This is a genomic window from Amycolatopsis sp. NPDC051128 (genome assembly GCF_040682715.1).
Lineage (GTDB): Bacteria > Actinomycetota > Actinomycetes > Mycobacteriales > Pseudonocardiaceae > Amycolatopsis.
The window spans coordinates 1-12291 of the sequence record NZ_JBFBBN010000008.1; the positions used below are offsets into that span (position 1 = coordinate 1).

Here is a 12291-nt window from a genome sequence, read left to right on the forward strand (position 1 = left end):
CATCAGCCTCTGCCCCCACCGCATCGGCCCGATCGTCCAAGCAGCACTCGTCCTCACCCACCACGAACACCACGGACGCTACTGAGAAAACCTCAGTAGGACCCCTGGCAATACCTGAGGAGGCCGCCTGGGGCGGACCGCCCCCGGTACCCTGCGGGGAGACCTGATTCCGGACAGAGGTACCAGGGGGTACGGGTAGTGCACATCGACCAATGGCTGGAGGCGATCCCGCCGCTCTCGGTGTACCTGATCGTCGGTGCGGTGATCATGATCGAGAGCCTCGGCATTCCGCTGCCCGGCGAAATCGTGCTGGTCAGCGCCGCCCTGCTGGCTTCGACGCACGACGCGGTGAACCCGCTGTGGATCGGCATCCTGGCCAGTGCCGGCGCCATCATCGGCGACAGCATCGGCTATTTCATCGGAAAGACCGGGGGACAACGGCTGTTCGCCTGGGCCGGCCGGAAATTCCCGAAGCACTTCGGCCCCACGCACCTCGCCAACGCGGAACGCATCTTCAACAAACGCGGCGTGTGGGCCGTCTTCCTCGGCCGGTTCATCGCGTTCCTGCGTATCCTCGCCGGCCCGCTCGCCGGGTCGCTGCGCATGCACTACCCGAAGTTCCTGCTGGCGAACGCGGCCGGCGGCATCGTGTGGGCGGGCGGCACGACCGCGGCGGTCTACTACCTCGGGGTCGTCGCCGAGGAGTGGCTCGGCCGGTTCTCCAAGTTCGGCCTGGTCGCCGCGGTCGTCATCGGCGGCGTCGTCTTCTTCGTCATGAAGAAGCGCCTGGGACGCAAGCACGAGGAAGAAGAGAAGCAGGAAGTCACCGAGCCGACGGCCTAGACCGGGACCTCCTCGGGCAGCAGTTCCGGGTCGGGCTTGCGCGCGGGCCGGAGCGAGCCGAGCAGCACGCCGCCGATCACCACCACGGTGGCGCCCATCTCCAGGCCGGTCGGCTGCTCGCCCAGCAGCAGGAACGACGCCGTGAGCCCGACCACCGGCACGAGCAGCGAGAACGGCGACACGACACCGGCCGGGTTGCGCCGCATCAGCGTGGTCCACAGCCCCGATCCGACGACGGTGCCGATCAGCACGACGTAGGCGAGGCCGCCGAGCGCGATGAGCCCGGTCGGCGTCCCCAGCGTCGTCAGCGACCGCCACTGCGCGGCCGGGCCCTCCATGACCAGCGAAAGCGCGAACATCGGCAGCGGCGGCACGACCGACATCCACAGCGTGAAGTGCAGCGGGTTGTCCGGCTCCGCCTTTCGCGTGCTGAGGTTGCCGAACGCCCAGCTCAGCGCGGCGAGCAGCGTCAGGAGCATCGGCAGCAGGGCGGCGTGGCCGGACCGCTGGCACGCGATCGCCACCATCCCGGCGACGGCCAGCGCGATGCCGGCCAGCTGGTGCGGCGTGACGCGTTCACGCAGGAAGACGGCGCCGAGGAGCACCGTGAACGGCGCCGACGCCTGCAGCACCAGCGACGCGAGCCCGGTCGGCATCCCGGTGTCCATCGCGATGAACAGGAACGCGAACTGCCCGGTGCCGAAGCCGAGGCCGTAGCCGAGCAGGTGCCGCACCTTCACCTTGGGCCACGGCACGAACAGGATCGTCGGGATCGCGATCACGGCGAACCGCAGCGCGCCCGCGAAGACCGGCGGGAACTGGCCGAGCGTGGCGTGGATGGCGAGGAAGTTGAGGCCCCAGAGGACGGCGACGAGCACGGCGAGGAGGCGATCACGGGCGGGCATGTCTCCACTGTGGCAACGACGACCGTGAAGGACCAGCGAGAATATCTGCAGAGACCTTGTAGCTGTGCTTCAAGTAGAGTGGCGGCGTGGATCTGGGACGGCTGCGCACGCTGCGGGAGTTCGCCGACCGCGGGAGCGTGACGGCGGCCGCGCGGGCGCTGCACTGCACGCCATCGGCCGTTTCGCAGCAGCTGCGCGCGTTGCAGGGCGAGGTCGGCCTGCCGCTCACCGAGCCGGCCGGCCGGGGCCTGCGGCTGACCGACGCGGGCCGCGCGCTGGTCGCCCGCGCCGACGAGGTGCTCGCCGCACTCGAGCGCGCGGAGTCCGAATTGGACACCTACCGCAGTGCGCCGCGCGGGCGGGTGCGGATCGCCATCTTCCAGTCGGCCGGGCTGATGCTGCTGCCGGGGCTGCTGACCCGCGTCGCCGGGCACGACGGCCTGGAGGTGGACGTCCGGGACGTCGACATGACGCCGTCGGAGGTGCCCGGCCTGGTCGCGGACTACGACGTCGTCGTGGCGCACCGCGACGAGCACGCGCCGGAGTTCGATCCCGTCCGCCTCGAGGTGGTGCCGCTGCTGCGGGAACCGCTCGACGTCGCGCTGCCCGCCGGACACCGGCTGGCCGACCAGCGCCGCGTGGAGCTGCCGGAACTGGCGGACGAACGCTGGATCAGCGTCGACTTCGGCTTCCCGGTGGACGACGTGCTGCGTTCGCTTACCGTCCGCACCGGCGTGCGGCCGGTCGTGGTGCAGCGGATCAACGACTTCAGGATCACCGAGCGGCTGGTCGCGGCGGGCCACGGCATCGCGCTGCTGCCGCGGTACACAATGGACACTCGCCGCGGGAGCGGGCTGGTCGGGCGGCCGCTGGCCGGCATCCGCGCGGCCCGCCTGGTGGAGGCGGTCTGCCGGACGGGTGCCCGGCAGCGGCCGGCGGTGGCCCAGGTGATCGAGGAACTGCGTGCGGAGGTCACCCAGCTCACCGCTTGAAGCCGCGCAGGTACGCCAGCGCGATCCCGAGCGCGTCCTCCAGCGCCGTGAGGTCGTGCCGGATGTGCGCCAGCAGCAGTCCACCTTGGACAGACGTCATCGCCGCCTGCGCCAGCCGCGCCGGATTGGCGTCGGGCGCGAGCTCTCCCTTGTCCCGCAACGTGGTCAGCCCGCGCGCGAGGTGAGATTCCCACGTCCGGTACGCCTGGTCGACCAGGGGTGCGAGCTTCGGGTTGTCACCGACCTCCCCGGCGAGGTTGCCCAGCGGGCAGGCGATCGGGCCACCCGCGCGGCGGTGGACGTCCAGCAGCTGTTCGGTCCACGTCTCGAGATCGGCCCAGGAGGCCAGGGTGAAGATCGCCGGCTGGTTGCCGAGTATCTGCTCGAGGTACCGGTCGATCACGGCCCCGACCAGCTGTTCCTTGTTCTTGAAGTAGTGGTACATCTGCGATTTCCCGGCCCCGCTCGCGGCCAGCACCTTGTCGACGCTCGTGCCCGCGACGCCGTCGACGTACATCAGCGCGGCCGCCGCGTCGACGATCGCGTCGCGGGTCCGCTTGCCGCGTGGGGTCGAGGCCGCCGCTTGCGTCTCCATGTACCGGATAGTACAGTTCGATCCACTGTACCGATCAGTACAACGAGCTAAGGGGATCCATGACGCTCAACAGCGCCCTGACCGACTTCCGGACCGAGGGCATGAAGGTGTGGCCCGCCGACTTGGCGGCCACGCTCGTCAAGCACCCGCGCGACCTGGTCGAATCGGCGAAATACGCGAAGTTCGCGGCGGTCGGCGCGACCGCGGCGGACTTCTCGCTGCCGGATGCCGACGGCAGCTCCGTCAGCCTCGGCGACCTGACCGCCGACGGCCCGGCCGTGCTGGTCTTCTATCGCGGGCAGTGGTGCCCGTACTGCAACCTGACGCTGCGGGCCTACCAGGCCGAAGTGGTCCCGGAGCTGGGGATGCACGGCGCGCGCCTGGCCGCGATCAGCCCGCAGCTGCCGGACGGCTCGGTGGCCGTGAAGGAGACCAATGAGCTGAGCTTCCCGGTGCTCTCGGATGTGGGCAACGTCGTGGCGCGCACGTTCGGGCTGACCTTCACGGTCGACGAGGACGTGCGTCCCACGATGGTCAAGATCGGCGCCGACCTCACGAAGCACAACGGGGACTGGGAACTCGCGCATCCGAGCGTGCTGGTGGTGGACCGGGAGCGGGTGATCCGCTTCGCGGACGTCCACCCGGACTACACGACGCGCACCGAGCCGGCCGACATCCTGCAGGCCGTCGAATCGCTCTAGCCGATCGCTCGATCACCGGTGGCTCACCGCAGCCCTACCGGTGAGCCACCGACTTCGCGAACCATGACAGGAGTTGTCATGGTTCGGCGCGACGCTGGCCGCATGAACGCACTTTCCGGAAAAACCGCCCTGGTCGCCGGCGGAACCCGCGGCGCGAGCCGGGGGATCGCGGTCGAACTGGGCCGCGCGGGCGCCTTCGTGTACGTGACCGGCCGGACCACCCGGGCCGGACGGTCCGAAGTGGACCGTCCGGAGACGATCGAGGAGACCGCCGAGCTGATCGAAAAGGCGGGCGGGCAGGCGGAGGCGATCCGCGTCGACCACCTGGTGCCGGCCGAGGTCGAGGCGCTGGCCAAGCGGATCGATCATCTCGACGTCCTGGTCGACGGCCTCTGGGGCGGCGACAAGCACCTCGGCTGGGGCAAGCCGGTGTGGGAGCACGACCTGGCCGCGGGCCTGCGCATGATCCACCTCGGCATCGACGCGCACCTGATCACCAGCCACTTCCTGCTACCGCTGCTGATCAAGCGACCGGGCGGCCTGGTCGTCGAGCTGACCGACGGCACGGCCGAGTACAACGCGAAGTATCGCGAAGGCACTTCGCTGCCGTTCTACCTCGCGAAGGCGTCGGCGCACCTGCTGGCGATCGGTGAGGCCGCCGAACTGGAGTCGCACGGCGCGACGGCGGTCGCGTTCACGCCGGGGTACCTGCGCTCGGAGATGATGCTCGACATCCACGGCGTGACGGAGGACAACTGGCGCGACGCCTGCGAGAAGGTGCCGCACTTCGCGATTTCGGAGTCCCCGGCGTTCTGCGGGCGCACGGTGGTGGCGCTGGCCGCGGACCCGGATCGGCACCGGTGGAGCGGGCAGACGGTGAGCAGCGGGCAGCTGGCGAAGGAGTACGAGGTGGACGACGTCGACGGCAGCCGCCCGGACGCCTGGCGGTACATGGCCGAGGTGGCCAACGCGGGCAAGCCCGCCGACGTGACCGGCTATCGCTGAGCGTTCCGGGCGGCCGTTTCCGCGCCGATTCCGGCGAGGGTCGCCCGCAGCTCCGGTGGATCCAGCACCTCGACGCCCGGGCTGAGCGCCACCAGCTGGCCGAGGCCGATCCCGTCTTCCTCCAGGACGAGCTCGGCCTCGGCCCAGCCGTCGGCGTCGGGCGACCCCAAGGACACCACCGTGTCCGCCAGGTGCTCGCCGCCGAAGACGCGGTGCAGCTCGCGGACCGCTGTCCGGTTCAGCCGGGCCTTGACCCGCAGGGGCCGCGCCACCTGTTCGAACGTGGCCGAAGAATCCCGCCACCAGCGGGCCAGGTCGAAGTCCGGCGGTCGCTCGAACGCGGTCTCCAGCGCCGAAACGCTCGAGATCCGGGACACCCGGTACGTCCGCAACGCGTCGTCCGGGACCACCCGCGCCACCAGGTACCAGACGCCCGCCTTCAGCACGAGGCCCAGCGGCTCCAGCTCCCGCGAAGCCACCGTGTCGCGGCGCCGGTAGGTGACCGCGATGCGCCGTTGCGCCCAGACCGCCTGGACCACCGTGGCCAGCGCCGGCGGTTCGTCGGCGCCGCCGAACCAGCCCGGCGCGTCCAGGTGGAAGCGCCCGGCCACCACCGCCGCGTGCTCCCGCAGCTCGGCAGGCATGCCCGCGGAAACCTTCGCCCGGGCCGCGCTGCCGGCGGTGTCGAGACCGAGCCCGGCGAGCGCGTCCGGCACCCCGAGCGCGAAGAGCGCGACGGCTTCCCTCGCGGTGAGGCCGTCGAGACCCGCCTTCCAGCCGTCGACCAGCCGGAACCCGCCGTGCCGCCCCTGCTCCGTCCACAGTGGAACACCGGCGTCCCGCAGCGCGGCCAGGTCGCGGTGCATGGTCCGTTCCGAGACGCCCAGTTCTCCGGCCAGCTCGGCGGCGGTCGCGCTGCGACGGCGTTGCAGGGTGAACAGCAGCGCGACCAGCCGCTCGGCTTTCACGGGCTAGCGGTTGGCGCGGTTCACCGCCGAGACGACGGCGCGCAGCGACGCCGTGACGATCGACGGGTCGATCCCGATGCCCCAGAACACCCGATCCGAGATCGCGCACTCGATGTACGACGCGGCGCGCGCGTCGTCGCCCGGCGAGAGCGTGTGCTCGCTGTAGTCCAGGAGCCGCAGGTCGAAGCCGACGGTCGACAGCGCGTCGAAGAACGCCGCGATCGGGCCGTTGCCGCGGCCGGTGATCTCGTGCTCGTCACCCTCCACGCGGACGGTCGCGGTGATGTCGTACTCGCCGTCGCCGTTGTCGCGGACGTGCTGGCGGACCAGCTCCAGCGGTGTCTTGAGCTCCAGGTACTCGGCCGAGAAGGCGTTGTACATCGTGGTCGGGTCGACCTCGCCGCCTTCGGAGTCGGTGTAGCGCTGGATGACCTTCGAGAACTCGATCTGCAGCCGCCGCGGCAGGTCGAGCTGGTGCTCGGCCTTCATGATGTAGGCGACGCCGCCCTTGCCGGACTGCGAGTTCACCCGGATCACGGCCTCGTACGTGCGGCCGACGTCCTTCGGGTCGATCGGCAGGTACGGGACTTCCCACGGGTACTCGTCGATGGGTACGCCCGCCTTGTCGGCGGCGTCCTTCAGCGCGTCGAGGCCCTTGTTGATCGCGTCCTGGTGGCTGCCGGAGAAGGCGGTGAACACCAGGTCGCCGCCCCACGGCGAGCGTTCCGGCACGGGCAGCTGGTTGCAGTACTCGACCGTCCGCTTGATCTCGTCCATGTCGGAGAAGTCGATCTGCGGGTCGATGCCCTGGCTGTAGAGGTTCATGCCCAGCGCGACCAGGTCGACGTTGCCGGTGCGCTCGCCGTTGCCGAACAGGCAGCCCTCGATCCGGTCGGCCCCGGCCTGGTAGCCCAGCTCGGCGGCGGCGATGCCGGTGCCGCGGTCGTTGTGCGGGTGCAGCGACAGGATCACCGAGTCGCGGCGGGCCAGGTTCCGGCTCATCCACTCGATCGAGTCGGCGTAGACGTTCGGGGTGGCCATTTCGACGGTCGCCGGCAGGTTCAGGATCACCGGCTTCTCCGGCGTCGGCTTCCAGATCTCGGTGACGGCGTTGCAGACCTCGAGCGCGTAGGACAGCTCGGTGCCGGTGTAGGACTCCGGCGAGTACTGGAACCGGAAGTCGGTGTCGGGCTGCTTCGCGGCCAGCTCGACGACCATTTCCGCGGCCTGCGTCGCGATCTTCTTGATACCCTCCCGCTCCTCGCGGAAGACCACGCGACGCTGCAGGATCGACGTCGAGTTGTAGATGTGGACGATCGCGCGGGGCGCGCCTTCCAGTGCCTGGAAGGTCCGCTCGATCAGCTCCGGGCGGCACTGGGTCAGCACCTGGATGCTGACGTCGTCCGGGATGGCGTGCTCTTCGATGATCTCGCGGACGAAGTCGAAATCGGTCTGGCTCGCGGCCGGGAAGCCGACCTCGATCTCCTTGTAGCCCATGCGCACGAGCAGGTCGAAGAACTTGCGCTTGCGCGCGGGCGACATGGGGTCGATCAGGGCCTGGTTGCCGTCCCGCAGGTCGACGGCGCACCACAGCGGCGCGCGCTCGATGCGCTTCTCGGGCCAGGTGCGGTCGGGCAGGTCGATGTTCTCGACGAGGTCGTACCACGGGCGGTAGCGGTGAACCGGCATGGACGTGCCGCGCTGGGTGTTCCAGACGGGCTGGTCAGCGGGCGCGGAACGAGCGGGTTTGCGGATGCGCGAACTCATGAAAAGGGGTATCTCCAGCTCGACGGGTGCGACCGGCACCACGAAGCCCCGCGACGGGGAGCCGGTCCGGTCAGGCCCCGTCGCGGCATCGAAGCAGGAGAGTGCGCGCCACGTCTTCACCATAACCACGGAACACCACGGGAGGGAAGCCGGGCGTCTCCTTCCGGGGGTTACCTGTGGGTAGCAATTGGCCGGGCGTCGTGCGAAACTGCGGGCATGGGTGAGCACGCAGAGTCGTCGTCGACGTCGGAGGAGACCCGCGTCTCGCGCCGGGCTCCGGTCGACTGGCGCGCCACGGGAGGTCGCGTCGCCGCCGTCGTGGCGTCGATCGTCCGCTGGGTGGGGCTGATCTTCGCCGCGTTCCTGGTGATCCACGTGATCTTCACGGTCGGCTCGGCCAACCCGGACAACGGCATCGTCTCGTTCGTGAAGTCCTGGGCGGACAGCCTGGCGATGGGCTTCAGCGACCTGTTCACGCCGAGTGACGAAAAGCTGCGGGTCCTGGTGAACTACGGCATCGCGGCGATCTTCTGGCTCGTCGTGTCGGGGATCCTGGCGAAGATCATCCGCCGCGTGGGCGGGACGTCCTGATTTCGCGGTGATCACGATCGGCGGCGGGTCGTAACGCACTGTCGAAACCGGGCGACTTCAGCACGCCGGAAGGGGTGCTGATCATGTCCGTTTCACCGCCTGTCGCGATGTCGCCGAGCGCGGGTTCCCGCTTCGTGAGCCGCTGGTACTTCGTCGTCACCATGGTTTCGTTCGGGTTCTTCGCCTGGGTGCCGTTCGTGCACGCCGCCGTCCGGCTCGGCCGGAAGTCGCTCTACGCCCGTGCCCTGGTCTTCGGTGCGGCGGCCGCGGTCATGGCCATGCTCATGTCCCTCGCGCCGAAAGACGCCGCCGGCAAGGTGGTCGGCGCGACCGGGGACCTGCTCACCTCGATCGCCGTGATCTTGGGCGTCGCCGTCGTCGCGGTCGCCTGCGTCCAGCAGTCCAAGCTGCGCCGGGAAATCCTCCGGCAGGCGCCCGGCGAGCGACTCGACGGCCCCGACCCCGCCCTCGCCGCCGCGCTCGCCGCGCGGAATCGCCGCGCCGAGGCCCGCAAGCTCGCCACCGAGGACCCCCTCATCGCCCGTGACCTGCGCATCGGCCGCCCGGATCTGCCGCGGAACTACGACGACGGCGGCCTCGTCGACCTCAACAGCGCGCCAGCCGCCGTGATTGCCTCGGTTTGCGGGCTCGACGTCACCACCGCCGACGAGATCGTCGAGACCAGGTCGGCTGCCGGTGGGTTCGCCGCCGTCGACGACGTCTTCACCGCCGTGCCCGTCGCCGCCTGGGACCGCATCCGCGACCGGGCCGTCGTCCTGCCGCGCTAGAGCGCCGGCTTGCCCCACTGGTCGGTGAACGCGAACTCCTCCAGCGGGATCCGCGCCCGCTCGGCCTTCTCGCGCTCGATCCGCCAGTCCTCCTCGAGCACCTCCGCCGCGGCGGGCGAACCCACCGCGATCGCCACCTTCGGCACCGCGTCCTCGGGGAGGGAGAACGCCGACCGGACCGCGTCCGGCGAGAAGCCCGCCATCTGGTGGGCGATCAGCCCCAGCTCCACCGCCTGCAGCACCAGGTTCTCCGAAGCCAGCCCGAGCCCGTACTCGGCGTAGGGCACCGCACCCTTTTCGTTCGTCGTCACCATCACGCCGATCAGCAGCAGGCTCGCCCGGTGCGCCCACGCCCGGTTGCCCGAGTTGAGCGTTGCCAAGATCGCGTCGAACGCCGGTGTGCCGCGCACCCCCACCAGGTACCGGGCCGGCTGGGTGTTGCCGAACGACGGCGCCCAGCGGGCCGCCTCGAGCAGGGCTCTCACCTGCTCCGGGGTGACGACGGCAGACGCGTCGTACGCCCGTGGGCTCCACCGCTCGGCCATCAGGGAGGCGATCGGGACGCTCGTCACAGCTGGTTTCCGCACCCTCACGACGTTACCGGTGAGTGCTGTGCATCACTCGGAAGGAAGGGCTCCGCCCATTTCGTTGGTGTTACGGAAGATTTACTTCCGCGCCGCCCGCATCCGGCGCCCGCCCCACGTCAACAGGGTGGCGGGCCGCTGAAGCCCCGGTAGGCTCCACTTCAAACATGGGACGCGGGGGCTCTCCGGTGCCCACCAGGGAGCCGCCCGGCCCGTCGAGGAGGTTCGGGCGTGGCCCTCGTGGTCCAGAAGTACGGCGGATCGTCGCTGGAAAGTGCCGACCGGATCAAGCGCGTCGCGGAACGGATCGTCGCCACCAAGAAGGCGGGCAACGACGTCGTCGTGGTCTGCTCGGCGATGGGTGACACCACCGACGAGCTGCTCGACCTGGCACAGCAGGTCAACCCGGCGCCGCCGGAGCGGGAAATGGACATGCTGCTCACCGCCGGCGAGCGCATCTCGAACTCGCTGGTCGCCATGGCCATCGCGGCCCAGGGCGCCGAGGCGTGGTCGTTCACCGGCTCGCAGGCCGGCGTCGTCACGACGTCGGTGCACGGCAACGCGCGCATCATCGACGTCACCCCGAGCCGCGTCACCGAGGCCCTCGAGCAGGGCTACATCGCGCTGGTGGCGGGCTTCCAGGGCGTCGCACAGGACACCAAGGACATCACCACGCTGGGCCGCGGCGGCTCGGACACCACCGCCGTCGCGCTGGCCGCCGCGCTGAACGCCGACGTCTGCGAGATCTACTCCGATGTGGACGGTGTGTACACGGCGGACCCGCGGGTGGTGCCGGACGCGCGCAAGCTCGACACCATCGCCTACGAGGAGATGCTGGAGCTGGCCGCGAGCGGGTCGAAGATCCTCCACCTGCGTTCGGTCGAGTACGCCCGCCGCTACGGCGTGCCGATCCGAGTCCGCTCTTCCTACAGTGACAAGCCGGGCACCACGGTGACCGGTTCTATCGAGGAGATCCCCGTGGAACAAGCCCTGATCACCGGTGTGGCGCACGACCGCTCCGAAGCCAAGATCACGGTCACCGGGGTGCCGGACCACGCCGGCGCCGCGGCCCGGATCTTCCGCGTGATCGCCGACGCCGAGATCGACATCGACATGGTGCTGCAGAACGTGTCGAGCACCGTGTCCGGCCGGACCGACATCACGTTCACGCTGTCGAAGGCCAACGGCGCCAAGGCGGTCAAGGAACTGGAGAAGGTCAAGGCGGAAATCGGCTTCGAGTCGGTGCTCTACGACGACCACGTCGGCAAGGTTTCGCTGGTCGGCGCCGGGATGCGCTCGCACCCGGGTGTCACGGCGACGTTCTGTGAGGCGCTGGCCAACTCCGGCGTCAACATCGAAATCATCAACACCTCGGAGATCCGCATCTCGGTGCTGATCCGGGACGCGCAGCTCGACGACGCCGTGCGCGCGATCCACGAGGCGTTCGAACTCGGCGGCGACGAAGAAGCCGTCGTCTACGCGGGGAGTGGTCGCTGATGGCGGACGGACTGCGGGTCGGAGTGGTCGGCGCGACCGGCCAGGTCGGCGCGGTGATGCGCAAGCTGCTGGCGGAGCGGGAGTTCCCGATCGCCGAGCTGCGGTACTTCGCGTCGTCGCGTTCGGCGGGTACGAAGCTTCCTTGGCGCGACACCGAAATCACGATCGAGGACGCGGCGACGGCGGATCCGTCCGGTTTGGACATCGCGCTGTTCTCCGCCGGCGGGTCGACGTCGAAGGCGCAGGCGCCGCGGTTCGCCGCCGCCGGCGCGACGGTGATCGACAACTCCTCGGCGTTCCGGATGGACCCGGACGTGCCGCTGGTCGTCAGCGAGGTCAACCCGGAAGCCATCAAGGAAGCGCGCAAGGGGATCATCGCGAACCCCAACTGCACCACGATGGCCGCGATGCCGGTGCTCAAGCCGCTGCACGACGAGGCCGGCCTCGTCCGGCTGGTCGCGTCGACGTACCAGGCGGTGTCCGGCAGTGGCCTGGCCGGCGTGGACGAGCTGGCGGGCCAGGTGCGGGCGGCCGCCGAACACGCGTCGCTGCTGACGCACGACGGCGCGGCGATCGCGTTCCCGGAGCCGGCGAAGTACGCGCGGCCGATCGCGTTCAACGTCCTGCCGCTGGCCGGGTCCATTGTGGACGACGGTGAGCTCGAGACGGACGAAGAGAAGAAGTTCCGCAACGAGAGCCGCAAGATCCTGAGCATCCCGGGGCTCGGCGTGTCCTGCACGTGCGTGCGCGTGCCGGTGTTCTCGGGGCACTCGATCTCCGTGAACGCCGAGTTCGAGCGGCCGCTGTCCGTCGAGCGCGCGACGGAGCTGCTGACGCACGCGCCGGGCGTCGAGCTGTCGGAGATCCCGACCCCGCTGCAGGCGGCGGGCAACGACCCGAGCTACGTCGGCCGGATCCGCGTCGACCAGGGTGTCGACGGCGGCCGCGGGCTGGCGCTGTTCATCTCGAACGACAACCTGCGCAAGGGTGCGGCGCTCAACGCGGTCCAGATCGCGGAGCTGGTCGCGCAGCAGCGGTAGACCACAGTGGACCAC

At 70.1% G+C, this 12291-nt stretch carries 13 protein-coding genes; 8 read left to right on the forward strand and 5 right to left on the reverse strand.

Annotated features, from left to right (window positions below; all coding sequences use genetic code 11):
* Positions 1–198: 198 nt before the first annotated feature.
* Positions 199–843 (forward strand): DedA family protein, encoded by a 645-nt coding sequence (locus tag AB0M82_RS11205; RefSeq protein ID WP_364719975.1) that lies wholly within the window; start codon positions 199–201, stop codon positions 841–843.
* Here AB0M82_RS11205 and AB0M82_RS11210 read toward each other — a convergent pair.
* Positions 840–1748, reverse strand: a complete 909-nt coding sequence (locus AB0M82_RS11210) for an EamA family transporter (RefSeq protein ID WP_364719978.1) — start codon at positions 1746–1748, stop codon at positions 840–842. The genes AB0M82_RS11205 and AB0M82_RS11210 overlap by 4 nt on opposite strands.
* An 86-nt stretch (positions 1749–1834) precedes the next feature.
* Between AB0M82_RS11210 and AB0M82_RS11215 the strand changes: the two genes are divergently transcribed.
* Positions 1835–2740 carry a LysR family transcriptional regulator gene (locus tag AB0M82_RS11215; RefSeq protein WP_364719981.1) on the forward strand — a complete coding sequence of 302 codons (906 nt, stop codon included), beginning with the start codon at positions 1835–1837 and terminating at the stop codon, positions 2738–2740.
* On the opposite strand, the gene AB0M82_RS11220 is transcribed toward AB0M82_RS11215, so the two are convergent.
* Complete coding sequence (locus AB0M82_RS11220) at positions 2730–3335, reverse strand: TetR/AcrR family transcriptional regulator (RefSeq protein WP_364719983.1); 606 nt, start codon at positions 3333–3335, stop codon at positions 2730–2732. The two genes, AB0M82_RS11215 and AB0M82_RS11220, sit on opposite strands and share 11 nt — an antisense overlap.
* A 59-nt stretch (positions 3336–3394) precedes the next feature.
* On the opposite strand from AB0M82_RS11220, the gene AB0M82_RS11225 reads away from it, so the two are divergent.
* Together AB0M82_RS11225 and AB0M82_RS11230 are read left to right on the forward strand one after the other, a co-directional pair.
* Positions 3395–4036 (forward strand): peroxiredoxin-like family protein, encoded by a 642-nt coding sequence (locus tag AB0M82_RS11225; RefSeq protein ID WP_364719986.1) that lies wholly within the window; start codon positions 3395–3397, stop codon positions 4034–4036.
* 102 nt (positions 4037–4138) lie between these two features.
* Positions 4139–5041, forward strand: coding sequence for an SDR family oxidoreductase (locus tag AB0M82_RS11230; RefSeq protein ID WP_364719988.1), 903 nt, complete (start codon positions 4139–4141; stop codon positions 5039–5041).
* On the opposite strand, the gene AB0M82_RS11235 is transcribed toward AB0M82_RS11230, so the two are convergent.
* Together AB0M82_RS11235 and leuA are read right to left on the reverse strand one after the other, a co-directional pair.
* Complete coding sequence (locus AB0M82_RS11235; RefSeq protein WP_364719991.1) at positions 5032–6009, reverse strand: YafY family protein; 978 nt, start codon at positions 6007–6009, stop codon at positions 5032–5034. The genes AB0M82_RS11230 and AB0M82_RS11235 overlap by 10 nt on opposite strands.
* 3 nt (positions 6010–6012) lie before the next feature.
* Positions 6013–7776 carry a 2-isopropylmalate synthase gene (gene leuA / locus AB0M82_RS11240; protein ID WP_364719993.1) on the reverse strand — a complete coding sequence of 588 codons (1764 nt, stop codon included), beginning with the start codon at positions 7774–7776 and terminating at the stop codon, positions 6013–6015.
* A 216-nt stretch (positions 7777–7992) separates the two neighbouring features.
* Between leuA and AB0M82_RS11245 the strand changes: the two genes are divergently transcribed.
* Positions 7993–8367 (forward strand): hypothetical protein, encoded by a 375-nt coding sequence (locus AB0M82_RS11245; RefSeq protein WP_364719995.1) that lies wholly within the window; start codon positions 7993–7995, stop codon positions 8365–8367.
* An 83-nt stretch (positions 8368–8450) separates the two neighbouring features.
* The gene (locus tag AB0M82_RS11250) at positions 8451–9155 is read left to right on the forward strand and encodes a hypothetical protein (RefSeq protein WP_364719998.1); all 705 of its coding nucleotides are present in this window, start codon (positions 8451–8453) and stop codon (positions 9153–9155) included.
* Here the strand turns inward: AB0M82_RS11250 and AB0M82_RS11255 are convergent.
* Positions 9152–9742, reverse strand: a complete 591-nt coding sequence (locus AB0M82_RS11255; RefSeq protein WP_364720001.1) for a nitroreductase family protein — start codon at positions 9740–9742, stop codon at positions 9152–9154. The two genes, AB0M82_RS11250 and AB0M82_RS11255, sit on opposite strands and share 4 nt — an antisense overlap.
* A gap of 228 nt (positions 9743–9970) precedes the next feature.
* On the opposite strand from AB0M82_RS11255, the gene AB0M82_RS11260 reads away from it, so the two are divergent.
* Positions 9971–11236 carry an aspartate kinase gene (locus tag AB0M82_RS11260; RefSeq protein ID WP_364720004.1) on the forward strand — a complete coding sequence of 422 codons (1266 nt, stop codon included), beginning with the start codon at positions 9971–9973 and terminating at the stop codon, positions 11234–11236.
* Positions 11236–12276 (forward strand): aspartate-semialdehyde dehydrogenase, encoded by a 1041-nt coding sequence (locus tag AB0M82_RS11265; protein ID WP_364720007.1) that lies wholly within the window; start codon positions 11236–11238, stop codon positions 12274–12276. The genes AB0M82_RS11260 and AB0M82_RS11265 overlap by 1 nt, the downstream gene beginning before the upstream one ends.
* The last annotated feature ends 15 nt before the right edge of the window (positions 12277–12291 follow it).

Bases quoted from the DNA above. Each gene is read 5' to 3' on its own strand.
- leuA (WP_364719993.1), bottom strand. From the start codon at position 7,776: ATGAGTTCGCGCATCCGCAAACCCGCTCGTTCCGCGCCCGCTGACCAG.
- AB0M82_RS11220 (WP_364719983.1), bottom strand. From the start codon at position 3,335: ATGGAGACGCAAGCGGCGGCCTCGACCCCACGCGGCAAGCGGACCCGC.
- AB0M82_RS11230 (WP_364719988.1), top strand. From the start codon at position 4,139: ATGAACGCACTTTCCGGAAAAACCGCCCTGGTCGCCGGCGGAACCCGC.
- AB0M82_RS11250 (WP_364719998.1), top strand. From the start codon at position 8,451: ATGTCCGTTTCACCGCCTGTCGCGATGTCGCCGAGCGCGGGTTCCCGC.
- AB0M82_RS11225 (WP_364719986.1), top strand. From the start codon at position 3,395: ATGACGCTCAACAGCGCCCTGACCGACTTCCGGACCGAGGGCATGAAG.
- AB0M82_RS11245 (WP_364719995.1), top strand. From the start codon at position 7,993: ATGGGTGAGCACGCAGAGTCGTCGTCGACGTCGGAGGAGACCCGCGTC.
- AB0M82_RS11265 (WP_364720007.1), top strand. From the start codon at position 11,236: ATGGCGGACGGACTGCGGGTCGGAGTGGTCGGCGCGACCGGCCAGGTC.
- AB0M82_RS11210 (WP_364719978.1), bottom strand. From the start codon at position 1,748: ATGCCCGCCCGTGATCGCCTCCTCGCCGTGCTCGTCGCCGTCCTCTGG.